The following is a 25,407-nucleotide window of genomic DNA, read 5'->3' as shown; positions in this document are numbered from 1 at the left end:
AGCTCGTCTTAACTAACTGACCTATAATCATGAAAATTATTAAAACGGCTTTATCAACCGCCTGGGCTTGCCTTACGCTAAATTTCGCCATGGCACAATCTACCGGGTATCAAATTACCGGCAAAATAACCAACCACAACAAGCCCATTGACGGCGCGACAGTAAATCTAGTGGCCGCTAAAGATTCATCTCTTATTAAAACCTTAGTATGCAGCGCAAATGGCAGTTTCGCTTTTGATAACATTAAAAACGGATCATATTTCATCCGCATTACAGCTATAGGTTTTGGCAATTATAGCGGAGCGTTGTTTAACATTGAAGATAAATCAATCAATTTGCCGGTTATTCAATTACAGACAACCAGTACCGAACTTAAAGAAGTATCGGTTGCAGGTCAAAAAGATTTTGTGGAGCAGAAGATAGACCGTACCATAGTGAACGTAAACGCCCTAATATCAAATACCGGGGCCAATGCGTTAGAGGTATTGCAAAAAGCGCCCGGTGTAGTGGTGGACCAGGATGGCAACATCACTTTCAAAGGCAAAAGCGGCGTAATGGTGATGATTGATGATAAACCAACGTACTTGTCAGCTGCTAATCTGGCTACTTATTTGCGCTCATTACCATCATCGGCTCTGGATAAAATTGAGCTGATGGATAATCCGCCGGCAAAATATGATGCGGCAGGTACGGCGGGCGTCATTAATATCAAAACTAAAAAGAACACTATCAGAGGTTTTAATGCTTCATTTAACAGTACTTACGGCATCGGCTTTTATGGTCGCTGGCGCGAAAGCCTGAACATGAATTACCGCGTAGATAAGGTGAATATCTTTGCCAATATCTCCTACAATTACAACCAAACTTACCGTAAACTGGAGATTGACCGCGATTATTTCCATCCGGATGGTTCTCCCGATTACAGTTTCAAGGACATCTCTATTTTTCGCCCTACAAATACGGCCTATAATGCTAAGGTCGGCGCCGATTTTTTTGTGTCGCCTAATACAACCTGGGGCATAGTTTTTACCGGCGGATTGTTCCACGGCCGCGACAACAGCCCGGTTTACAGTTCATTTTATAACACTGCCAGCATGTTAGATTCTGCTATCAATACCCAGAATATATCACGCAATAAATTTGATAACGGCGGCATTAATCTTAATTACAGCCATAAGTTTGATACCACCGGTACGGCGTTAACTTTTGACCTGGATTACATTCGCGATATTTCGGGCAGTAACCAGACTTTTATAAATAACACACTGTACCCTGGCGGCACCCTTATAAACTCGCAAACCATTGCGAATGATCTGCCGGCGTTTATCAATATCTACGCCGCCAAAGCTGATTTTTCTAAACCCTTAAAAAACGACGGCAAATTTGAGGCGGGTATCAAAAGCAGTTATGTAAATACCGATAATACGGCTAACTATTTTAACGTAGCCGACGGTGTAAGCACCATTAATTACGATAATACTAACCGTTTTCTTTATAAAGAAAATATCAATGCAGCCTACCTAAATTACAACAAAAACTTTAAGCGCTTTGGTATACAAACCGGACTGCGTGTAGAGAATACCAACGGCAAAGGCCATCAACTGGGTAATGCGCAAAAGCCCGATTCATCATTTGTGAACCATTACACCAACTTATTCCCGACCATTTATTTGTCTTATAAACTGGATACCGCCGGGCATAATACGCTGGCGGGCTCATACGGACGGCGCATTGGGCGGGCAAGTTACGGACAGTTAAATCCGTTTACTGATATTGTAGATAAGTTCACTCAGTTTAGAGGAAATCCTTTTCTGCGACCGGAGTTTACTGATCAATACAAGCTCTCCTACAGTTATAAAAGCCTGCTCAATATATCATTGCTATACAATTACGTGAGCGATGTACAAAACGAAACCATTTTCCAGGACGGTAATATTTTTGTAAGTACGCCCGGCAATATCGGCTACCAAAAAAACATCGACCTTTCTGTAAATCTAAACCTGCAACCTACTAAGTGGTGGACATCCAATGTCTATGCCGAGGTATACCGTAACCGTTATAAAGGCATGCTGTATTCCGGAGAGGTTGACCAGGCTAGCAATAGTTTTTCGGGCAATGCCAATAACCAGTTTACGTTGGGCAAGGGCTGGAGCGCAGAGTTGAGCGGTTTCTTCAGAACTGGTGGCGTGTCCGGGCAGTTTGTCTCCATTCCTACGGGAATGGTCAACTCAGGCTTGCAGAAAAAAATACTGAAAGACAAAGGTGCATTGAAATTAAGCATTAATGATATGTTCAAAACCTTCACGCCAAGCGGGCGGATAAATAATATTGCCAACACCAATGCAAGTTACCACAACTATCTGGATGTCCGCGTAACCACACTTTCGTTCACTTACAGCTTTGGCAAAACCTTAAATACCCCACCCAAGCGTAAGGTTGGCAGCGCAGATGATGAGCAGGGACGGGCGCATTAAACTTGGTTAAAAAGCGAAGGCCGGAAGATATCTTCCGGCCTTCGCTTTTAATTTTATCGGTTCACTTACGATTTCGGGAAAGTAGCAGCATATGCTGTCCACAATTCATCCAGTGTTTTGCCGGTTTGCTGCTTCCAGATATCATCGGTATAGGTATGTTCGCGCATAGCGTTATTAAGATTCACTACCAGGTCTTTCTTATAGTTCTTCTCAATCCATAACAGGAAGCGGGCGGTTACACGGTAGCTGGCCGTGTAATCCTGAACCTTACCGTCTTTGTCGGTCCTTAATTTTTCAGGTAAATACCATTTGGCACCTGCGTTATCCACCCCATAAACTGCACGCACATAATCGGCAATACCTTCGGTTAGCCAGCCGGGGCCGGCGCCGTCGTGATAATCCTGCACAATATGCATTACCTCATGTGTTACTACATCAATATCGGTTGGCTTTTTTAACATCCAGGCCGGGTTAAAGTGCACAATCATATTGGCCGTAGCAGCCACGCCGTTATAATTACGATCAACAAAGAAAACTACACGCTTTGCAGTGTTTTTGTTGTATGTATTAGCTTCTTCAGGGTAAACCTTAAAAAAAGTTTCAATCATGCGTTTTTTAACGTCGGCGCCTTCTTTTTCAAAGGTGGTATCGTTGTTAGCGAAAACCAGTTTATAGCCGTCACGAGTTGTTGAGTCTATGGATAAAGATGTAATGTCGTCCCACCTGGCACGTTGACGACGCGGGCGTTGCTGCTGTTGCGATTGCTGCTGCGCGTTAACTTGCGCGTACGCAGCAAGAGCGAATGCTAATACTAATAACTTTTTCATTGATGATTTTTATTTGATAAGACTTTTTCCTAAACCCAAATATAAATCAAGTATTCCCTCAACGATGTAACAATTTACAGCATATTTAAAATGTTTTGTATTGCTGATCGTCTGTATGCGTATGGCACAACTGGTTAATTTCATCGCGGGCTTTTTACTGATGCTGGTAACTGGTGTGTTTTTTGGGCCCTGGTTTGCGCTGACACGATCATTGGCCGGGTTTGAGCCTGCCGAATTTATCAAAATCACCCGCACCTTATCCAAAAACCTGGGGCCAACTATGCGCTTTTTATTACCGGGGAGTATTTTAATGATGACACTGGCGACTTTTGTGTATGAGCATGCAACGCAATTTTATTTGAGCCTGCCGGCCATCGCTTTACTTCTTATCTCGCTTATCATCACTGTAGTTGTTGAAGTCCCGATAGTAAAAAGCATTGAACATTGCACCGTAGCTACCCTACCTGCCGACTGGCAAACACGCCGCGACCGCTGGATACGTTTCCACGTTTTCCGTACGCTGGCTGCCTTGTTGAGTTTTGGCTTGTGGCTGGCGATCTATATATAAAAAAAAACCGCCGGATACTTCGCAGCAGCCGGCGGTTTTACATTTTTGAAATTATTAATCTTTAGATATAACGGTTAATCAGGTTCTCTAAGTACTCCTGTTTACCACTAATTGCTTTTGGTTCGCCATGTTCAACCGCGTAAGTCCGCAGGTCTTCCAGCGAAAGTTTGCCTTCTTCAAACTCTTTACCTTTACCACTGTCGTAAGAAGCATATCTCTCCTGGCGCAGTTTTTTGTATGCTGATTTTTGCAGGACATTATCGGCAGTGATCAAAGCCCGGGCAAAAGTATCCATACCGCCAATGTGCGCATAGAAAAGGTCGGCCGGGTCAGTGGAGTTGCGCCGTATCTTGGCATCAAAGTTAATACCACCACCCTGAAAGCCGCCGGCTTCTAAAATAATCAGCATCGCTTCGGTCAGCTCGTTAACATCATTCGGAAACTGATCGGTATCCCACCCGTTTTGCATATCGCCACGGTTGGCATCGATCGAGCCCAGCAAACCGGTATCGGCAGCAACCTGTAGTTCGTGCTGAAAAGTGTGGCCGGCCAATGTGGCGTGGTTAACTTCTATGTTCAGTTTAAAATCATTTAACAGGTCATATTTCTGCAGGAAACCGAACACGGTAGCTGCATCGTAATCGTACTGGTGCTTGGTAGGTTCGCAAGGTTTTGGTTCGATAAAGAAAGTGCCTTTAAAACCTTGTTTGCGGGCATAATCTTTAGCGGCATGTAAAAATTTGGCCAAATGCTCCTGCTCACGCTTCATATCAGTATTCAGCAAAGACATATAGCCTTCTCTGCCACCCCAAAAAACATAGTTTTGGCCACCTAAGGCAATGGTTGCATCCAGCGCCGCCTTAACCTGCGCTGCGCCATGTGTCAATACGTGAAAATCAGGATTGGTAGCTGCACCGTTCATGTAACGGCGGTGCGAAAATAGGTTGGCTGTACCCCAAAGCAGCTTTACACCGCTTTCGGCTTGTTTCTGCTTGGCATATTCAACCAGGGCAGCCAGGCGGCGCTCATTTTCAACAATATCGTTGCCGTATTCAACCACATCCACGTCATGGAAGCAATAAAACGGCAAATTCATTTTGGTCAGAAATTCAAACGCAGCGTCCATTTTGTCTTTAGCACGCTCAACCGGGTCGGGTTTTTTATCCCAGGCAAATAAGTGCGTCGGCTCGCCAAACGGATCGGCGCCGCTCCCGACGAAAGAGTGCCAGTAAGCGCCTGCAAAACGCAGATGATCTTTCATAGGCTTACCGGCCACCACCCTATCAGCCTCATACCAGCGAAATGCCAGCGGATTATCTGATTCTAAACCTTCATATTTAATTTGGCTTATGCCTTTAAAAAATTCTGTTTCGCCTTGTATTACTTTCATAATTTAAGTTTTGGTTATACTGTTTTCCGGGTCGGTCAAACCGACTGACGGGAGCCGTAGATATTATCAGGTTTATTCGTTCAGGTCGCTCTAAGATAAAGCGATTGGCCGAAAATAGATTTATTTTTTGATTTGCGCAATCGATTGCCAAATAAAATTTTATTTTTTTTAAGTATCATTACTTTTAAATGGACCTGAAGAAGAAAAGAGTAACGATTTACGATATTGCCCGGGCATTGAATTTAACCGCGTCGACCGTATCACGCTCCCTGAATAATAATTCGCGCATTAACGAAGAAACCCGTAAACTGGTAATTGCCAAAGCGCGCGAAATGAATTACCGAGCCAACAGCCTGGCCTCAAACCTGCGTAAAGGCAAATCGCAAACCATAGGCATCGTGGTGCCCAGAATAAATCAAAGTTTTTTCGCCAACGTAATTTCAGGCATTGAGAGCATTACCAACGAAAGGAATTATAACCTCATCATCAGTCAATCTACTGAGTCGCATAAAAAAGAGGTTAAAGGCGTGAATACGCTGATCAATCAGCATGTAGATTGTATCATAATTTCAGTGTCTGCCGAAGGCGATGATTATACTCATCTGCAAAATGTAATTGACCATCAGATACCCCTGATTCAATTTGACCGGGTGGTTGAGGAAATTGAATCGGTAAAAGTGATTAACAATAACGAGCAAGCGTCGCGAGAAGCTGTCGAACATTTAATTGCTTCAGGTTATAAACGTATTGCACTGCTTGCCGGCCCGCAAAACCTGGATATTTTTCGCGATCGTAAAGCGGGATATATTAAAGCCTTACGTGCCCATAAAATGCCGGTATCAGACCATTTAATTATTGACACCGGCAGTAATAATGGGCACGACGCCGACTTCATCCGCAAATTGCTTACCTTACCAGAGCCGCCAGACGCCATATTCGCTTCGCGCGATGACTTTTTAGCTTTGGGTGTGCTGGAAGTTGCAAATGACCTGAATATCAAAGTGCCGGAGCAATTAGGCATCTGTGGCTATTCAAACGAAAATTTCACACGCATTACCACGCCATCTTTAACCACTATTGACCAACATGGCGTTGACATGGGTAAAACCATAGCTCAAACTTATTTTGATGAGATAGACGATAAAAATGATGGAACCGCTGTTGAAATCAAAACCATCAGCATTAAGCCTGAATTGATTGCAAGAGCGTCGACACAGCGCAGATAGATTTTATCACGGTTTGTTATCGCGTTTCCCTCTTGTCGTCACTTTATTTCCCGCTTTTCATCAAAGCGAAGTTAGTCTTTACAACTCCACCATCGCCTTGATCACGCCATTAGCCGGGTCTATCCATTTGTGAAACTCCTTTGCTACCTCATCAAACTCTACCCGGTGGGTAATGTAATTAGCAGGATCAACCAGTTTGTTTTTCATCGCCCACAAAACATGATCAAAATCTCCACGGGTAGCATTTCGGCTGCTCATGAGCGTAGCCTCACGTTTATGAAACTCAGGGTGGCTGAAATTGATCTCACCTTTTTGTAAGCCAATAAGCACGTACCTGGCACCGTGGGACATATATTGGAAAGAATTATTGATAGCCTTTTGGTTCCCGGTAGCGTCAATGACAACTGCAGGCATATCGCCATTGGTAATTTCCTGCAATCGGCTTAAAACGTCTTCATTTAAAGCATTAATAGTATAGTCGACATTTAGCTTGCCGGCACAAAACGCCAGGCGCTGGTCATTAATATCCAAAGCGATAACTTTGCCACCCGCTATCCGGGCAAATTCCATGGTTCCTAAACCTATAGGCCCGGCTCCTACTACCAGTACAAATTCATTTTTTTGCACACCAGCTCTTCGTACGCCGTGCGCACCGATAGCCAGTGGTTCAACTAGTGCCAGTTCGTCCATGCTCAAACCATCTGCAGATATTAATAAGCGTGAAGGCACTTCTATATATTCAGCCATTCCGCCATCGGTATGCACGCCCAGCACTTTGATATTTGAACAACAATTGGGTTTGCCGCTACGGCAGGCCAGGCAGGTTTGACAATTAATATAGGGTATAACAGTAACCAGATCGCCAACCTTAAAATCGCTGCCAGATGTTACTACTTCAGCGGCCAGCTCATGCCCTAACACACGCGGATAATTAAAATAAGGCTGCGTACCTTCATAAGCATGCAGATCTGTCCCGCAAATACCTACGCGCCTAATGCGCAAAATCACATTGCTATCTGTGGCCTCGGGCTTCGGCCTATCAGTGTAAACAAGCTTGCCGGGTTCTTCGCAAACCAAAACTCTCATATCGTTATAATGGTTGAATTTGATGACGACAAGTTAGCTGTTTTATGCGCTATGTCAATAGGTAACTGCATTGCGTTTTTAGCCAAATGTTAACGAATATATGCGGCTTAACTAATGCTTCGCAGGTTTCGGGTAAATGCATTAAATTCGCGGCATGTTAACTGTAGAGAAGATTGGCGGCACCTCGATGAGTGCACTGCAAGATGTAATTAAAAATATCGTACTGTTTAATCCAGAACAGGTTTATGGCCGGGTTTATGTAGTTTCTGCATTTTCAGGCGTAACCAATATATTGCTTGAAAATAAAAAAACCAAAGCGCCAGGCGTGTATAAAAAGCTTGCTGATGGCGAAGATTATGCTTCGGCTTTGTTGGAAGTAGCATCGCAACTAAAAACGCTGAATGCGCAATACGCAGAATTAGGCCTTGACCTTAACGCAGCTAACTTGTTTGTCGACGCCGAAATTGAACAGGTTTTGCGCTATCTGGACAGCGCAACTACCATGCTGGCCTCAGGTTATCTGAACGAAGGTATTTTACTGGCTGTACGCGAAATTCTTGCTTCGATCGGCGAAAGTCACTCGGCTTATGTTTTGGCCACTATCTTGCAAAATCAAGGCGTTAACACTCATTTAATTGATCTGGCCGGCTTGCATGATAGCCGGGCTATGACTATTAATGAGCGTATTAAAGATTCATTTAAAGGGATTGATCTGGCCAGCAGTGTTTGTATCGTAACCGGATACGCTAAAGGTAAAGAAGGAATTATGCGCGAGTTTGACCGCGGATATTCTGAAGTAACTTTCAGCAAAATTGCGGAGATATTGAAACCTCAGGAAGCCATCATCCATAAAGAATATCATCTTTCAACAGCCGACCCGGGTTTAGTAGGCGTTGAAAATGTAAAACCTGTAGGTAATACTAATTTTGATATTGCTGACCAGCTTGCTGACGTGGGTATGGAAGCCATCCATCCCAAAGCTTCAAAACCTTTGGAAATGGCAGGCATACACCTGCGTATCAAAAACACTTTTGAACCGGCACACCCCGGTACATTAATTACTAAAGAATATATTTCTGATCTGAATCGTATTGAGGTAATCACCGGTACCGACAAGCAGTTAATCATTGATATATACGACCCGCTGATGACCGGCAATGTAGGTTCTGATCTGGATATTATGCAATGCTTTGCCGACCATGATGTGAGCTATACGTTTAAAACTACCAGTGCCAATAGTATCAGTATAGTTATATGGGAAAACGATTTACAGGAAGCGTTAATAAATACACTAAAATCAAAATTTGAGCGCGTTACTTACAAACCTATCGCCATGGTTTGCTTGTTGGGTACTAACATGGGGCAATCGTCTCTTTTAGCTAACGCGACTACCGCTCTAGCGAAAGCTGAAATACCGATCCTGGCCACCGGTATGGCCAGCGGGCGCGTAAATATTCAGTTTGTGATTGACCGTGAACAATTCAAACCTGCCATTATTGCCCTCAATAAAGCGGTAGGATAATCGCGATAATAAAATCTTATTGTAAAGCTTACAGTAGGGTACACTTGTACAGCACCTGTAAGCTTTATTTGTTTTAGCGGAAAAGTATAGTTAAAAAACCTTATTTTTAAGACCAACGCTACTTATTATGCTACAGCGACTGATCTTTTTATTGCTCCTATTTCTTGGCTTACGGGCTTTTCCGCAGGTTACACCTAATATCGGGTTCGACGACGGAAGTTTTACCAACTGGCAATGCTGGACAGGATCAGTAAAAACCGGCACCCCGGTATTAAATGCGGGATACCCTGTTCCCGGCAGACATACCATTATTGACAGCCAGCACCCACCGGGATCGTTTGATGCCTATGGGCAATTTCCTATGTATTCGCCAAATGGAAGCAGATATTCTTTACTATTGGGCAACGAAGAAGGCGGATCTCAGGCAGAACGCGTCAGTTACACTTTTCAGGTTCCGCAGACCGGTGAGTACACCGTTATTTTTGACTATGCAGTTGTTCTCGAAAATCCTGACCACTCGCCCGAGCAACAACCCAGATTTACAGCCCGGGTATACAATGTAAGCGATAATACATACCTCGATTGCCCCTCGTTTGATTTTGCCGCCGGTTCTGGCCTGCCCGGTTTTGTTTTATCAACTCAATTTACAGGCGATGGCGAGGTTTATTATAAACCTTGGTCTAAGGCAACTATTGATCTTAAAGGATACCCCGGTAAAATAATGCGTATAGAGTTTACCACTAACGACTGCATACCTGGAAAGCATTTTGGCTATGCTTACCTTGATGTTGAAAACACTGATATTATAACTGCAATCACGGGAAATGCTTATTGCAACAGTCAGCCAACGGTTACGTTATCAGGGCCAATAGGTTTTGCCAGCTACACATGGTATAACGACGATAAAAGCAAAGTGCTGGGTAATAACAGAATAATAACTATGCCTGCACCCAAGGATAACACGCCATATATTTTACATATTGAGCCCTTTAATGGCGTAGGCTGCCCGGATGATTTGCATACAGTAGTAAACAAGATCAATGCCGACTTTGACCTCGCCTTACATGACCAGCAAACCTGTCCCGGAGTAACCGTCGATCTTACTATGCCGGTAATAACGGCCGGTAGCATCAATGTTAAATATCTAGATTACTTTACAGACGCGGGTGGAATTAATGAACTAGCAAACCCAAAAGCCGTCGGACCCGGAGTTTACTATATAAGGGGAATGAACGCTGATGGCTGTGCAGAAATAAAACCGGTAAATGTAACACTATATGACGTTGAAACATTTACAACTACTAACCCTGCGCCCGTTACTTTCCCAACGCCAATTGATTTGTCGGCCACTTTTACTCCCAAAGCGGGTTATAAATATATTTATTTATCTAATCCCAAATCAGCTTCGCCGATAACAGACTACACGCATATCACAAGAGCCGGCACTTATTATATTAAAGCCATAAGTATTGATGGTTGCGAAACTGTAAGCCCGGTAAAAGTAACGGTAAACCCACCACCAGCCATTGTAACTAATGCTCCTAACGCCTTTACTCCAAATGGCGATGGTATAAATGACCTTTTTAAATTTTCAGCAACAGGTTATTACACTTTCTTAGATTTGAAAATATATAATCGTAACGGCACTTTGGTATTTAACTCCAAATCGGCAGATATACCCTGGAATGGCACATACAATGGCCAAAACCTTCCGGCGGGTGTTTATTATTGGGTTTTTGAAGGCCGGGATGATTACAGCCTTACCAAGATCAATCGTGGCGGGTCTGTAACCATTATCCGGTAATTACTAAAATACATTATTGATTAAGGTGTGCGTTGAACTTTATAACCTAACCCGATGTTGAAATTGACAAATACCGCACTTTGTTTATTATTGGGTCCGTTATTTAGTTTATAGTTATTATCTACCCTCCAATTGCTATTAGAAGCCTGCAGGTAATAACCAATTCTTACGCCTACGGGTATAGATCGATGTATAGTATAATTGTCAACTTGTTTTTCTTTAACACCGATCAGGTAATCGAAACCGGCACCAAATTCAAAACCAACCCTGGGATTCCACAACGTTTTGCTGGAAGTGGAATTAAGCAATTCAGACGAAAACTCCGATGTGCTTTGCATCCGTTGGTCATCACGAACGCGCAACATAGTCTGTGATAGATTCAGGCCTACAAAAGGGAAAAAACGCATATTTTCATGTGCAGAAAGATCGTAGCCAGCTCTTCCATAAACTTGAAATTGGTTGTATTTAGCTTTGATGCCATTTGCGGTATTTGCGGCAGAAGTAGATGTAAAACTAGCCCCTATACCATCTTCCATCACAAATTTTTTATGGACATGGTTCATTGAAAGATTAAGCCAATAATTATTGTCGGGCAATGAAGGAATGCCATTTGCATTGAGCATACCGTTTAGTTGGCCTAAATTGCTTTTGCGAAACATCCCCTGAACCTGCATAGTACCTGCAATGTCTTTAAACGTTTGAGCTTGGGCAGGTGCAACAAGCGCCAACATACCTGCTGAGGCTAACAGCATCTTTATCGATTTTTTCATGGCAGTTTTATATGGTTTATCTATAAACTACAAGAAAGCCCTTAATTTTGTTTGGCACCTTACTAAATAGTTCACTAACAATAAAAATCATCTGTAATTAATGTTTTAACCACTCTTTAAAAGGTAACCACGCTGTATATATCTTAAATGTCAGGTTCGAAATACTTCTTAAACGCTTTAAACTGGTTTACGAAAACTCATTCCCAGCGAATATTTAGGTGATTATATTCTTACCCTTTTTTTGGGATAGAGGTAATTTAAGTTGAACCCCGGAGGAACTATATTAAACCAATTTAAAGGCGCAATTACTGTTTTATTTTTGTGTGCATTAAGCCAGGCAGCCCACCCATAGATAGCGATGTTTCGGGCAATGAGGGGTTTGACCACATCATAACCCTTATAAGTATACGGATAACCGGGACCATTTAATTTATCCAAGATGGCATCAGTCACATTAAAATCGCCACATCCTATTTCTATGATTTCATGATTGTCATTTTGGTTGATAAAGTTGCTAGCTACATGGGCATAATCATAAATATAGGCATTGTGAGAACCAGCACCTGAATAGAACTCGCCTTTTTTCCCGCCCCAGGCATTTTTTTTAGATGTTGCTGAAAATTATTGAATTATAATGTTCCTGGAAATTTTTCCTTTTACTTACTGTTTTCATGTTGTGATTAGGTTATTTATTAACAGAGGTGGATTTGACAAAGCCATAATAAAATTTCTGCAACAGCCTGATGTCTTTTGTAATAACTAAGGCCTGTGCCCTCAAACCGCTCCTGTATGGCAATTTCCTTCTGTTACTGGTGACAAGGCCGTTTCCAAGTTTGATTTCAGCCTTAAAACTGTTCAGCGGTTTCGCTAATTCCCAACATTGAAACGCCAGTGCGATTAAAACCAGTTTTTGAACATAAGATTGTTGCAGTAGTGCTTGCCATAGTATTTAGCGATCATTTGCAGACAGGTTGGTCCGCAATCCATTGCATTTAACTGCTTGTAAAAAGAGAATCGCATGACAAAGTATCAGGTTAGGTTAGTTTGGTATTTGTAAAGTAAATGAAAAAATAAAATACCCGCGCAACTTTTGGCAAGATTTTTTTGAAATCCACTTGCTTTTTACAAAACTGGCATTAACTTTACTTAAAATAACCACCAAACCTTAACACAACACCTTAGTACCCCATACTAGGTATGTGTTTTAACATACCTAAACATGAAAAGGACATCGGACAAAATCCAACCGGCTATCACTGATATTTCAGATTCTATACCAACATATGTTATTAACCTAAAAAAAAGAACCGATCGCAAAGAGTATGTTATTGAACAATTTGCTGGTAAGGATGAATTTAGGTTACAAATTGTTCAGGCTTTTGAGCATTCATTTGGAGCACTCGGTTTGTGGGCTACTATTCGGTACATATTAATGGATTTGGCCCCGCCCGGTGCTGAATATATTATTATATGCGAGGATGATATCGAGTTTACCGAGCATTATTCAAAAGAAAACCTTATCGAATTTATCAGCCAGGCTCAAAAACTCGATGCCGATATTTTGCTTGGTGGCGTAAGTTGGGCTGATGATGCAGTGCAAATATCTGAAAGTATATTCTGGACAAATAATTTCTCAGGTTTACAGTTTACCATCATTTTTAAAGACTTTATTTCTACTCTTAAACAAACCAGGCTTATAAATTATGATGCTGCGGATTACTTCATAGCTCGCCTGTCTGATAATATTTTTGTGAGACACCCTTTCTTGGCTATTCAGAAAGATTTCGGCTACTCTGATGCAACTGCAAAAAACAATACAGAAGGAAAGGTTCACTCACTTTTTAGATATTCTGATTCCAGCTTCTTTCGTCTTTCAAGGATTAAAAACCTTTATAAAGAACTCCCAAAAGATGAACGTGAAGATTTAGATAATTTGGCTTATAATACCATTACAATACCAACATATGTGATCAATCTGACTGAGCGTACGGAACGTTTGGCGCACATTAAAGCCGAGTTTGAAGGAAAACCGGAGTTTGATGTACAGATAGTTGAGGCCTGCAAGCATGAGGTTGGCGCGCTGGGTTTGTGGATGAGCATCCGGAAAATAATTAAAATGGCTATTGCCAATGAGGATGATGTTATTGTAATCTGCGAAGATGATCATCAATTCACTAAAGATTATACCAAAGAATTTCTGATCAGAAACATTATCGAAGCCAATGAGGAAGGAGCTTATTTGCTATCAGGCGGAACGGGTAAATTCAATCAGGCCATACCCATCACCCTTAACCGTTATTGGGTTGGACATTTATTATCGACACAATTCGTCGTGATTTACAAAGATTTCTTTCAATATATACTGGACGAGCCTTTTGACGAAAAAATAGTAGCCGACCTGGCCTACTCGCGAATGACACCACATAAAATGCTGCTTTATCCATTTATATCTACCCAGAAAGATTTTGGTTATTCAGACATTACCAATATACATAACGAGCAAAAGAGCCTGGTTACTGATATGTTCCTGCAAAGCAACTACAAGCTTAAACGCATACAACAGGCTTATATCAAATATCATCCTGAAACAATTATAACCAAGCAAACAATACAATAAATCCTTATCTAAAATGAGAAAGTTAATCACCAGACTGCTTGAGCCGAAGGACAATGCGCCCGAAGCCGCTTACCTTTTGGCTCAATTAATGGGCGCTAAAATTTCAAGGTCTACTTTAGAAACGGGTATCAAAGGGCATCCTAATTACCCGACATTTTTAAGCGTAAGCGATGTGCTTAATAATCATGGCATTGAAAACCTTACGGCACGGTTTGACAAAGAAAAACTGCCCGAAATACCAACGCCCTTTATTACACAGGTAAATGGTAAAATGCAGGTAAACCAATTTACTGTGGTTAAGGAAATAAACGACAGGCAAGTAAATTATTATAATCCGGAAGTGCAAAGCTGGAACACTGTTACTTTAGACGATTTTACTGAAAGATCATCAGGCAACATCTTACTGGCCGAAATGGAAGAACCTGTAAAGGAAAGGAACTATGAGCAAAAAATAGCTGAAGAAAAACGAATCAGGTTATCGCAAACCTTAATGGTAATTTGTTTGCCTTTATTCCTGCTGGCTGCTGCAATTTTTGCTTTTATTAATGCGGGCTCGCTGGCCGTATTGCCTACACTATATGCGCTACTAACATTGGCCGGTGTTGCGGTAACGGTATTATTGTTGTGGTACGAAGTGGACCAAACCAATGTTGTTTTGCAGGATATCTGTACAAGCGGCAAAAAGGTAAACTGCGGCGCTATCTTACAATCAAAGGATGCGAAAATATGGGGCATTAGCTGGAGCACCATAGGCTTTGTTTACTTTGCCGGTAGCCTTACCCTGTTGTTGCTTTCAGGCCTCACCAATATCAGCATATTGAATATGTTATCGTGGATAACTTTAGCTGCAACACCTTATGTTTTTTATTCGGTTTATTATCAGTGGCAGGTGGCCAAACAGTGGTGCGTGCTTTGCCTGTCAGTACAGTTGATACTGGCATTGCAATGTATTGTAAGCTTCATCGCCGGCTGGCATAACGTAAATTTATTTCAAGACGGCAGCTTAATTGGCCTGTTAATTACAACAGTATCGGCATTTGCTGTGCCTTTTATTGTTGTTACATTGTTAATACCTGCTTTACGTAACGCCAAAGAAAGTAGCCAGTTGATGCAGGAGCTGCAACGGTTAAAACACAGCCCTGAAATATTTACCGCTGTGCTCGAAAAACAAAAGGCTATTGAACATAGCACTGAGGGTTTAGGCATAACCATGGGTAACCCTAATGCCGGCGTTAAAATAGTTAAAGTTTGTAACCCTTATTGCGGCCCCTGCGCCCGGGCACATACACCTATTGAGGAGTTGCTTCACAATAACCCCGACTTGCAAGTACAGATCATATTTAATGCCACCAATGATGACCGTGATATGAAGGCACACCCGGTAAGGCATTTACTGGCGATAGATGAGCAACAGGATACAAGCTTGACACAACAGGCTTTGGACGACTGGTATCTGGCCGAAAAGAAAGATTATGAAGCCTTTGCTCAAAAATACCCTATGAATGGCGAACTGAAAAAACAGGGAGAAAAGATACAAGCCATGCGCGACTGGTGCAACAAAACCGAAATACAATTTACGCCTACCTTTTTTGTGAATGGGTATCAGTTACCTTCCAACTATTCCGTACACGATTTGAAATACTTTTTATCAGTATAGCACGCTCAATCAATCGGATGGTGTACGCATCAAGACATAATCCAAGTTGTGCTAGCCTACTTCAGGATTATATAATTAACCTAAATTTCTAATCATTTAATTCATTAAAAATGAAAAAATTAAGATTGAAAGCGCTTAGCTTAGGCGCAAGAGAAATTTTAAGCAGGGAACAACTGAAAGCGGTAACAGGAGGATGTAGTGCAAATGGCGACTGTCAAGGCGGATGGTGTGATGCTGGAGTATGCCATGCTTATGGAAGTGGCTATGGAGATGGCGGTGGCAGCGGTAGCGGCTCTTGTCGCGAAGGTTTCACGTACTGTAATAGTAGTTGTGGGTGCCAACAAAGTTGCGACGGCATCGGGGCATGCTAATTTAATTAACGGGAGGCTGTCTCAAAAGGCAGCCTCTTTTTAGTATTATGCATTTAAGAATCTATCTAAAAACTATTGCAACCACAATATCTGTATTACTCTATTTTATAGATACCTATAGATCGTCCCAACTGACCCTCCGCATTAACGCCCTCAACTATTAGACGGTAGGTGCCCGGCCCATCGGCGTTAAAGAAATCAAATGTCGTGTTACCTGTAGAGTCTGTTTTTAAATACGGGTTCCAGTAAACGGTAGTACGCAGATCTGGCTGCGAGGAGGCACCGTACACCCGGTCATAACGTGGTAAATAAAACTCACGCACTTTGTTATATCCTTTAGGCGTAATATTGGTCATTGAAGGGTTGTAGATTTTTCTGACTTTTCCGCGATTGGTAAAAATCAGAATAGAAGGGCCGCCTAGCACTGCTTTTTGAGCCAGATTGGCATCTACCACCTCTATTTTAATTATATCCGTGGCTTGTAATGCATTATTATCAAAGATATCTCCTACTTCAATAGAATCACTAATCAATATGCCATCAACTATTACATTTACCGGGACAAGCTTCCCTTGATCCAGATAACGTGGATAATTTGTAAAAGGAACTTTTATATGGTTGTACCCAATAATCTGTGGCACAAATCTTATCCTGGGGAGCGCACCTTGTAAGCAAGTACCTAAATTAGCACACAATTCGGGATGAGGTATCCTGTAAACTTTATCTACAGACTGTTCCGGCACTTGCAAAATTCCTTGCATAGCTACAGGCTCCTTTTGCTCATTTTTCCTTGCTCTGATCTTCACCTCTTTAAGGCGATGTACCCTATCCAGCAGGCCCATTTTCTCATAAGTTTCATCTTCCTTTTTACCTGCTTCTAAAAACTGTTTTAAGCTGCTGTGTACATTTAAACTAACATCGGCCAGGTTAGGATTGGTATTGACCTTGATGTCGGAAATAGAATCAAGGATGAGCGCTACCTTATCGCTGCCCTTAGCAGTGCGCGCCTGCAGCGAAAGCTTGATGCTGTCGGTCAGGAAAAAAGGATCAAAACGGAACCGCCCATCTGTACCGGTAGTGGTCGACTTAACCGCATTGGCCCTTAGAGCTACCATGCTGATATTGGCACCCGCCACCGGCTTAGGATTATTATTTAATGTAACAACCCTGCCTGAAATTACCGTTCCTAAATTTTCGGTAGGGAATTGCGGTTTACTTCCGGAAACATCGGTTAGTGCTTTCCATGCAAAGCGGCGATAGCCCTGCGTCAGCATCAAATTATCTAATGCCTTGTCCACTTCTTCGCTTTGCTGAGCAAAGTAATAATTGGGCTCTTCTACATAACCTTTCAGGTCTGATTTAAGCAGCAGGTTTGAGAAGATAGTACTTTCTTTATTCTCATCAAAAGGTACTTTGCTTTCATCTATCACCGAAACGGAAAAGTTTCCGGCTGATGGGTTGCCTTTACCGTTCTTACAGGATAACCTTACATTCACTTTTTCTTTGCTATTATAATTCGTTTTGTCTGTCTTAATTTCTAAATGCATGATATCACTGCTACGAATAAAAGCAATTCGTTCATTCAGCGGTTCTCCGGATGCACTAAACAATGTGAATTGCGCAATGCCAGTAGGAAAGCTTTTCTTTTGTAGCCAAATTGATGCAATAGGATTATCCATCTTTACGGCAGCAGCAAACATTAATTCACCACTTGTATGGGCAATTAAATTAATGGTAGTTCCCAGCATTTTTTTTGATGCATGCACGCGCAATAAAATACTATCGCGATTTGGCTGATAGATACTCAGTACGTAACCGTTATCAACAGCTATTGGTAGAGGCACCGTTTTAATAGAGCCATCTTCGAAAGTGACCCTGGCATTGTATGTTTTGCCGGCTACCGGTGTCATCAGGAAACTACCCATACCTGCATGCAGAGTGGAAAGTTTTGCTACTTCATTACTTTCGTTATCAACAATATTGCCTTTTATGGCAAGCCCCAGACCATCTATGCCGGTAGCTTTAAACGCTACTCTCGTAGGAATTTCATTCACTAAATTACCGCCTTCTGGAAAGAATTGAATGTCGCTTTGTACTAAGGTGGCTTTGATTGGAAAATCCCTTGAGACAGGATACTTATCGCTTCCCTCGAGAATAGTATGCAGATACGCTCCTTCAGGATGTTGCTTTATATCATCTGGAATAACAATGCGCAAACTTCCCAAGGCATCAGTTTTACCGGTCTGCTTCCATAGTGGTCTATGATTAGCCCATATTTCATATCGGACATCTTTCTCGCCTAAAGCTTTGCCCTGGTCATTTGTATAATTAAGCAACGCCGTAAGCACCTTTTTATCTTTATCATCATGGTAACTAAAATCAACTTTCGCCACAATATCCCCCCCCGCAACGTCGCCCACAGAGAAGGTATGGTCGAAGAAATAGTCCTCACTGGCATTACGCATCCATTGCGTATAGGCACGAATGCGGTAGCTTCCCTGCAAATAGTCGTCCTTTAGAATAAAGTCGCCCATTACCATACCAGTGGTAACTGGTAATTTAAGTCGCTGCAGCAATGAATCCTTTTCATTTATCAGTTCTACATACATTGCTCCACTCAATGCGGAAAGCTGGTGACGTGAACCAACGGTAACGTAACCCTTAAACCATATGGTATCGCCTAAAGCATAATACGGTTTATCCATCTGAAGATATACTTTCTCCTGGGGAATACTGTCGGCCCAGCGTTGAAGATTGTTAACTAATCGGTCGAGAATGGGATCGCCGGATTGGTTTTCAAAAGCAAAAAGAAAAATGCAGGGTAGGAGACAGGCTACAACAGAAAATCTGAATTTGTTCTTCATTCGTAATGTGACTTAGGTTTATCGGGGGGTGTTTCAAATATAATAATTTTTGCATTTATTAAATTTAATAGTTAATTTATCAAACCAACCTTAACCATGATGCTCCAAATAAACGCTTCTATTGCACGATACAACCAGAAGATATGGTGTGCTTATCGTACCCAACATTTATACAAGCGTAATGCCGAATGTATATTAATGGAACTAAGCGATGATTTCGAGCCTGTATCTGATAAATGGCTAACAGCAGAAAACAATAACACGGCTTTTGAAGACATCAGGCTATTTGTTTACCGGGACAAACTACTGGCATTTTATAATTACTTGCCATTAATGGAGAATGGCGAATGGCGCATACAGTATGGAACCGGATTTGGAGAGGTTGATATTGAAAGTGGAATTATCAAAAATCAAACATCGCTAAGGGGCCTTGCAAGACGATGGGAGGAAAAAAACTGGTCACCTTATGTATATGGTGATGACCTGTTCATGGTTACTGATTTTGATCCTTTCTTGAGGGTAATAAAAATTAGCTACAAGAATGATGCAATTGTTGCCGGAGAAATATATATCTCGACAGAAAAGACTGTTGGCTGGAAATATGGCGAATTACGGGGTGGTACTCCACTATTGGCAAAACCTGGAACTACGGACAATTGGCTTTATGGGTTTATCCATTCCTTCTTGCCCGATGAAAAGGGGTTTAAGCGCTTTTATTATTATACCATAGTGCGGTATGATCATTTGACCAAGCAGATTGAATACCATCCTAATCCATTACCTTATCTAGATGAAGAACCTGACGAAGAATATGAATTGCTTTGGAAACTGAGCAATCGGAGGGATTTCAAGGTGATTTTTCCTATAGGAATCATGCATCATGAGGGAGGCGTAATGGTTTCATTTGGCAAGGATGATGTATCCAGTTACACCGAATATTTTTCATGGAAGCGGATAAAAAGTTTTTTCAACGAATAAGAAAATTCAGCACAGATCTGATAAGAGCAGCTGCTTGTATATTCAATTCCTAGAGCACGATATAAAATTTGGCCTCTTTTCCTTACTTCAATTTAAAATGAAAGCTGCCTCCATGCCGCTCAATGAGTCCTTTGTTTTTCAAAAGTGACGTAGTTGTCTGCGAACTAAGCAAAAGGTCTGGTTGCCAAAAACAGTCGTGTTTGTACACCATTTATAATGTTACAGCTTTTATAGGTTCAAATGGCTTATCGAATGCTGACTTAGGTTTGTTCTCCTGTGAATGTAGCCAGATGTGCCGATTAATCTTAGCAGCCGCCAGTAGCATCTCTCCAGAACCGCAAGCCGGGTCGCAAATCCTTTGGCCAGGTGGTGGATCATCAACTAACCATATCGCAAAGATGTTCAGGTGTCCAATATTGATCATTGTGGCCTCTTGAAATCGCTTGTTGATACAACTTCGCGAAAGTCCTCTGAAGCATCTTCAAGGAGTTCAAGAAGCTTGACTAACTGCTTTACTTTAGTGGGATTTACGTGCATCGTACGTGCCCCCCCCTTTATCTGCGTGTTTTGGGGATGCTTGGTTAGGATATCTAAGAAGAAAAACAAAACACAAGTAACTGTATATCAATGACTTTATATTTACTCTTGCTAACTCGCAACTTTTTACTACTTTTGTTCCCTCTCAAACGGGGGATTAGCTCAGCTGGCTAGAGCGCTTGCATGGCATGCAAGAGGTCATCGGTTCGACTCCGATATTCTCCACGCCTGATAATCAAGCATTTGCAAGAATTTGTAGGTGCTTTTTTCCTTTTTATAAACCCCCAGGTAACGCATTTTGATAATACAACCATAACTAAATATGGTTATTTTTAATTTTAATTATTAAAAAACGCTCCCGTAATGGCAATTTTTTATCATGCAATTTTGTATGCAAGAGGTCACAATTGGCTAGCTTACTATTAAATATATTTAATTTCAATCGGAATAGGTTCTCATAATCTGTTGGCTCCTGCTTCGATCATAGGTGGGTGCGCACAAATGGCAGTTTTGCCAAATCGATAACCTTATAAGTCTCTGATTTACAAAGGTATTTATTGCCGATATTTAACCTACCGCCTAAGGCGGTAAGTTAGAAGTAAAGACAAGGCCAGTCTAATCATTCTCTTAGTAATGAATGATTGACGAAGACGACCAATTTTTAACAAATGATTATTCAAAGACCCTTTTAGGGTTTATTTAAGTCCCCACCTCAGGTGGGGGTGTTTACTCGATATGATAGATTGCCCGCCGTTGCCTTCACCAATCACCAGCCGGAATTTGGGTTTAAAGATTGGTGGTTCTTGCGGCTTGGCTTGTTTTGCTGTTTCTTTTTGTAAGAGACCAAGTAAACCAGGTAAACGGAATTATCCATTGTTTTCCCCAAAGCTATCGGCAGCTCCATATTCGGTCGCTGAAACTTTTCGGTCGCTAAAACGCTGCGCATGGCAACCACATCAGCTTGTTCATGCGGGATCTCGATGCCCATCGTACCTTTTCCCGGTATGAGACCGATCACTTTCACATGAGCAGCTAAATATAAACCCAAGTCAGCTTGCAGGCCCTTGATCTTCGCGACCTGCACGCCTGGCGAAGGCGTGATCTCATACAGCGTCAATGTTGTCCCGATGGTTGCCTTGATCTTCTCCAGCTCCACCTCATTGTGCGCCAAAATATCGACGATCTTCTGCTTAGTTGCCTCTGATATTTCAGCAGTAAAGTCAAGTCATGAAACCGGAGCCGAAAGCAGATCCAGCGTCGGATAATGATAGTTGGCGAGATCAAACTTAGGTTCATAGTGATTATTTTCCATCTCGTGATTCACGTATAGCGTTAAGTGTTTCTTCGATATGCTCGGGGTACTTACCGTCAAAGTATTCCAATATTAGTGGATTGTGAGCGAAAAACTGGCTTGTTAATTCCAACAAATATCCAAAGGGATATGATCATCTATCTTAAAAAGTTTGACCGAAGGTGCCTTAATTTGTTCTGCATGTTTATAGTTGTAGTCCAGGTCTTTTTCCCGCATCACCCGATAATTCGACGGTTGGTAAAAATGGATCGCGCCATCTATGTGTACGAATTTTTGCAGCTCCAGATCATATTGGCTGTGAATATATCGGACCGGATGCCATAGGTCTCCTTCCCATTCGAATAGGATCTCATCTTGTAAGTAGGCCTCCGCTTGAAAAGTTTTGAGCTTACCCTTAGTCGACCACTTGGTATTTAGACTATACGCCGAACCAAAAAGAAAATCAAGATGAAATGGCTCGATGTCAGCAGGAGGACGCAATTGACTGATGCCGTCCTTAATTGACACAATGTCTTGACTGAATTTAGCACCGTGCCAGGTATCTAGTTCTATTAGGCTATAAGCCCTTAGGTTTAGCCGCACACGGTCTGGGTCGAGCGCCACATTTATCCGAGCATCGGAGATCTTTGTATTCCAAAATAACTCTATAAAACGTGATTCCCAATTACTAAGCTGGTGCATCCCCCGCCGGAAGAAAGGGTGCGCCATGAGCATAAAATCATTGGCCACCATGAGCCCGGTTCCGGGAAACGGCGCCGATTTAAAAACCGAGCGTAACTGCGCAAGATCATAAAGACCGTCGTCGTCGATCACCAGGTCAGGATTTAAGTTCATTAACAAACCTGGAGCCTGGGCGATAATACCTATAGTTTCCACATAATCGATCTGCAGATCATGCGCTGGAGTTTCCAACGTACTGCAACGATCCATAAACGCGGCGATAATATCGGCATGTTCATTAAGTTGCTTTTCTCGTTCTTCTTGCTGCATTTCAAGACGCTTGCGGCGCATTTCTTCCATAGCGTTCATGCTCAAATATAAACTTGATTTTGCATCTTTACTTATCAGACAAGCACTTATGATCACGTCTGAACGTGCGGGTGATATGGTATTTACGTTCGCGCACAATCTTACCGACGTTATTGAAAATCAAATTTATAAGCATGATGCTTATATCGTCGAACTTCAGCGTTTTTTCTATACCCTGCTACACAAGCTAAGGAACGCGCTGGACAAGGTGAGTTTTCACGTTAAAAATCTGGATGGTAAGCCTCATTATCATAATTCCGTTTATTTACAACTCCGAACGTATTTATTTGATGCGGTAAGTCTTTATTATGTAATGGATGCTGATGGCGATAAGACCAGACTTTTTTTGCCAGTTAAAAAAAAGAGCATTTCAAACATTACCAAAAGCTTTTTTTTCCAATCCAAACTAATATTGATAATAAATAGTCATCTGTTGTTGTGAAGCTAACTAATTTGCTTTATTGACTAAACTCATGTTAATTGGAAGGTTTAAATCCTTGGGTAAAAGACTGACTTCTTTAATCAGAACTATATATTTTCTTATGGAAGAATAATGCAAGCCGTTTTGTTCTTCTAGGGGGTTCAGCATGCGATTGAACAACATCAATAGCTGGATAATTGGTCTAGTTTTAGTTAGGAAGGTGCAGCGCAAGGCTGGGCTTTTATTCTGGCGGGAGTATACTTTGGAGCAACTTTAAGCGATTATTCATTATTAACAGAGAGATCATGGGAAAATATGAAAAATTAAAAGCGCTGCTAGCCTTGACAGAGTAGATGCAGATGCATTCTTGAAAAAGGTAACAAAGCTGCCGTACGCGCGTGCGTAATGCCATGCATCAATTGAAAGTGCTTGCCCAGGAGATCTGTACAGAAGTAACGCGAAAGAACCAGGCAGCAAAGTAAGGTAATCAACGTTTTGGGAGAAAGTGGTGCAATGATGCTCCGTCTTTTTTATATGGTGCCTTTCGCTGGGTTCCGGTAAACGAAGTAAACCATTTCTTTTCTTTAGCTTTAGAGTTGAAAACTATGGATGATGCAGCAGACGCATTTCAAGGCTTACCGTTAATGATTCGGCCGGATGGTGATGCGCCGAACGTTAACGAAAGGGTTGTCATTTATGAAGGCCGGTTTGAGCTTCAACTGGCAACGGAAGTGTTGTCTGTGGACGGGAGGATTTTTTATGCCTGGCGTCCCAGGCCATGTGTCCGTTTTCGCGGAACAATTGATCGCTATACGCTCGATTTTACTATAGCGCGTCTCGCCATACCGGGAAGGAAATTGGAGCATGGAAGCGGACATATCACCCACATCGGCGGTTCCGATGGGTCGGTGACCGGAATTTTCAATAATCCTTTTATTATTCATGAAGGGCCGAATGCTGACCGCTTAACCTTTCAACTACCAAATTTCCGAGAGGTTCTGGGAATGCCCGTACGGACAGCAGACCGCCTACATGCCAATCGCATCGAACTGGAGGACGCGGAGTGGATCATCCGACTCGACCGCCAGCCTGACGCCGGGGAGAAGGTCAAAGCATTGAAGGATGATGGCGGCTACGGTCTGACCGTTTGCGGCGAAGCCATATTCAAGAATACCTCCTTTATATATGCTGACTCCACCCGCCTCATCAACAAGCTGGGACTGTTTCTTACCTTCCTGAATGGCCGCCGATGCTTTCCCTGCCTTATCCGCGGCCGAAAAGCTGACGCCTTGGCTTGGGCTGAATATTCATCCTATTATGCCGACGAATACAAAGAAGAATATAGTTGGCTGCCTCAACAATATGAATTGACCTTAAGTGAACTTTGGCGAAATTTCGGGCGGACAATTGCTGATCCGGAAGCCAACGAATGCCTGGACCTGCTTATTCACTGGTATGTTGAAGCCAATAACAACAGTGGTTTCGCAGAAGGAGCTATCGTGTTTATGCAGAATGCGTTTGAACTGCTTTACAATTGGAAGATCGGGAAGCCGCAGAAAGGACAAAAGATAAATGCTGATGACAAACTGCGGGCTCTTTTAATGCGAGCGAAAATACCGGTTCAAATACCGCCTGCCTATCAACAGATCGATACTGACTTAAGAGCTAAAAACATTATTGTTAAGGACCTTCCGGAATTGTTTACTCGGGTACGTAACGCGATCGTTCATTCTGATAACAATAAACGCAAGACCTTGAGGGCAATACCATCGATGGATCGTTTTCACATACGGCACCTCGGCCTGTATTGCCTGGAGCTATTGATCCTGCACGAACTTCATTATAACGGTAAATTTGCCAACCGCATCTCCTTGAACAAATTTGTCGGCGGCAACGAAGAAATAGTGCCCTGGGTTTGAAGCTTTTTCAAGGGCTAACTGCCTTGAATTGTTTA

At 42.2% G+C, this 25,407-nt stretch carries 18 protein-coding genes and 1 tRNA gene; 11 read left to right on the top strand and 8 right to left on the bottom strand.

Going from position 1 to position 25,407, the window contains the following annotated elements:
- Positions 1–29: 29 nt before the first annotated feature.
- On the top strand, positions 30–2,474 hold the full coding sequence (locus tag ACFS5N_RS13565) for a TonB-dependent receptor domain-containing protein (RefSeq protein ID WP_377186374.1): 2,445 nt from the start codon (positions 30–32) through the stop codon (positions 2,472–2,474).
- A gap of 65 nt (positions 2,475–2,539) precedes the next feature.
- Here ACFS5N_RS13565 and ACFS5N_RS13560 read toward each other — a convergent pair whose 3' ends face one another.
- Complete coding sequence (locus tag ACFS5N_RS13560) at positions 2,540–3,301, bottom strand: basic secretory protein-like protein (protein WP_377186371.1); 762 nt, start codon at positions 3,299–3,301, stop codon at positions 2,540–2,542.
- A 121-nt stretch (positions 3,302–3,422) separates the two neighbouring features.
- On the opposite strand from ACFS5N_RS13560, the gene ACFS5N_RS13555 reads away from it, so the two are divergent.
- Positions 3,423–3,869, top strand: coding sequence for an anthrone oxygenase family protein (locus ACFS5N_RS13555; protein WP_377186368.1), 447 nt, complete (start codon positions 3,423–3,425; stop codon positions 3,867–3,869).
- Positions 3,870–3,930: 61 nt separating this feature from the next.
- Here the strand turns inward: ACFS5N_RS13555 and xylA are convergent, their stop codons facing one another.
- Positions 3,931–5,259, bottom strand: a complete 1,329-nt coding sequence (xylA, locus tag ACFS5N_RS13550; protein ID WP_377186365.1) for a xylose isomerase — start codon at positions 5,257–5,259, stop codon at positions 3,931–3,933.
- Between the two features lie 188 nt (positions 5,260–5,447).
- On the opposite strand from xylA, the gene ACFS5N_RS13545 reads away from it, so the two are divergent.
- Positions 5,448–6,485 carry a LacI family DNA-binding transcriptional regulator gene (locus tag ACFS5N_RS13545; RefSeq protein WP_377186362.1) on the top strand — a complete coding sequence of 346 codons (1,038 nt, stop codon included), beginning with the start codon at positions 5,448–5,450 and terminating at the stop codon, positions 6,483–6,485.
- A 78-nt stretch (positions 6,486–6,563) separates the two neighbouring features.
- On the opposite strand, the gene ACFS5N_RS13540 is transcribed toward ACFS5N_RS13545, so the two are convergent.
- Complete coding sequence (locus tag ACFS5N_RS13540) at positions 6,564–7,571, bottom strand: zinc-binding alcohol dehydrogenase family protein (RefSeq protein WP_377186359.1); 1,008 nt, start codon at positions 7,569–7,571, stop codon at positions 6,564–6,566.
- Between the two features lie 154 nt (positions 7,572–7,725).
- Between ACFS5N_RS13540 and ACFS5N_RS13535 the strand changes: the two genes are divergently transcribed.
- Entirely contained in the window at positions 7,726–9,093 is a 1,368-nt protein-coding gene (locus ACFS5N_RS13535) for an aspartate kinase (RefSeq protein WP_377186356.1), read from the top strand.
- A 127-nt stretch (positions 9,094–9,220) separates the two neighbouring features.
- Positions 9,221–10,897: a gliding motility-associated C-terminal domain-containing protein gene (locus ACFS5N_RS13530; protein WP_377186353.1), complete on the top strand. Its 1,677-nt coding sequence runs from the start codon at positions 9,221–9,223 to the stop codon at positions 10,895–10,897.
- Positions 10,898–10,917: 20 nt separating this feature from the next.
- On the opposite strand, the gene ACFS5N_RS13525 is transcribed toward ACFS5N_RS13530, so the two are convergent.
- Positions 10,918–11,667 (bottom strand): hypothetical protein, encoded by a 750-nt coding sequence (locus ACFS5N_RS13525; protein ID WP_377186350.1) that lies wholly within the window; start codon positions 11,665–11,667, stop codon positions 10,918–10,920.
- Between the two features lie 897 nt (positions 11,668–12,564).
- Positions 12,565–12,654, bottom strand: coding sequence for a cysteine peptidase family C39 domain-containing protein (locus tag ACFS5N_RS13520; protein WP_377186558.1), 90 nt, complete (start codon positions 12,652–12,654; stop codon positions 12,565–12,567).
- 232 nt (positions 12,655–12,886) lie between these two features.
- On the opposite strand from ACFS5N_RS13520, the gene ACFS5N_RS13515 reads away from it, so the two are divergent.
- The 3 genes from ACFS5N_RS13515 (at position 12,887) to ACFS5N_RS13505 (ending at position 16,355) form a co-directional block, all read left to right on the top strand.
- On the top strand, positions 12,887–14,284 hold the full coding sequence (locus ACFS5N_RS13515; protein ID WP_377186347.1) for a hypothetical protein: 1,398 nt from the start codon (positions 12,887–12,889) through the stop codon (positions 14,282–14,284).
- Between the two features lie 13 nt (positions 14,285–14,297).
- Positions 14,298–15,941, top strand: coding sequence for a vitamin K epoxide reductase family protein (locus ACFS5N_RS13510; protein WP_377186344.1), 1,644 nt, complete (start codon positions 14,298–14,300; stop codon positions 15,939–15,941).
- 204 nt (positions 15,942–16,145) lie between these two features.
- Complete coding sequence (locus ACFS5N_RS13505; RefSeq protein WP_377186341.1) at positions 16,146–16,355, top strand: hypothetical protein; 210 nt, start codon at positions 16,146–16,148, stop codon at positions 16,353–16,355.
- A 52-nt stretch (positions 16,356–16,407) separates the two neighbouring features.
- Here ACFS5N_RS13505 and ACFS5N_RS13500 read toward each other — a convergent pair whose 3' ends face one another.
- Positions 16,408–19,176 carry a carboxypeptidase-like regulatory domain-containing protein gene (locus tag ACFS5N_RS13500; protein WP_377186339.1) on the bottom strand — a complete coding sequence of 923 codons (2,769 nt, stop codon included), beginning with the start codon at positions 19,174–19,176 and terminating at the stop codon, positions 16,408–16,410.
- A gap of 96 nt (positions 19,177–19,272) precedes the next feature.
- Here ACFS5N_RS13500 and ACFS5N_RS13495 point away from each other — a divergent pair, with 96 nt between their 5' ends.
- Positions 19,273–20,154, top strand: coding sequence for a hypothetical protein (locus ACFS5N_RS13495; RefSeq protein ID WP_377186336.1), 882 nt, complete (start codon positions 19,273–19,275; stop codon positions 20,152–20,154).
- A 688-nt stretch (positions 20,155–20,842) separates the two neighbouring features.
- Positions 20,843–20,916: transfer RNA gene (locus ACFS5N_RS13490), tRNA-Ala, on the top strand.
- Positions 20,917–21,457: 541 nt separating this feature from the next.
- Here the strand turns inward: ACFS5N_RS13490 and ACFS5N_RS13485 are convergent.
- The gene (locus ACFS5N_RS13485; RefSeq protein WP_377186555.1) at positions 21,458–21,898 is read right to left on the bottom strand and encodes a DNA translocase FtsK; all 441 of its coding nucleotides are present in this window, start codon (positions 21,896–21,898) and stop codon (positions 21,458–21,460) included.
- A gap of 207 nt (positions 21,899–22,105) precedes the next feature.
- On the bottom strand, positions 22,106–23,032 hold the full coding sequence (locus tag ACFS5N_RS13480; RefSeq protein ID WP_377186334.1) for a hypothetical protein: 927 nt from the start codon (positions 23,030–23,032) through the stop codon (positions 22,106–22,108).
- A 1,026-nt stretch (positions 23,033–24,058) separates the two neighbouring features.
- On the opposite strand from ACFS5N_RS13480, the gene ACFS5N_RS13475 reads away from it, so the two are divergent.
- Positions 24,059–25,372: a hypothetical protein gene (locus ACFS5N_RS13475; protein WP_377186331.1), complete on the top strand. Its 1,314-nt coding sequence runs from the start codon at positions 24,059–24,061 to the stop codon at positions 25,370–25,372.
- Positions 25,373–25,407 lie beyond the last annotated feature (35 nt).

This window comes from Mucilaginibacter ximonensis, assembly GCF_042686265.1.
GTDB lineage: Bacteria > Bacteroidota > Bacteroidia > Sphingobacteriales > Sphingobacteriaceae > Mucilaginibacter > Mucilaginibacter ximonensis.
The sequence above is the reverse complement of the archived record's forward strand: the minus strand, read 5'-3'. Positions and strand labels throughout refer to the sequence as shown.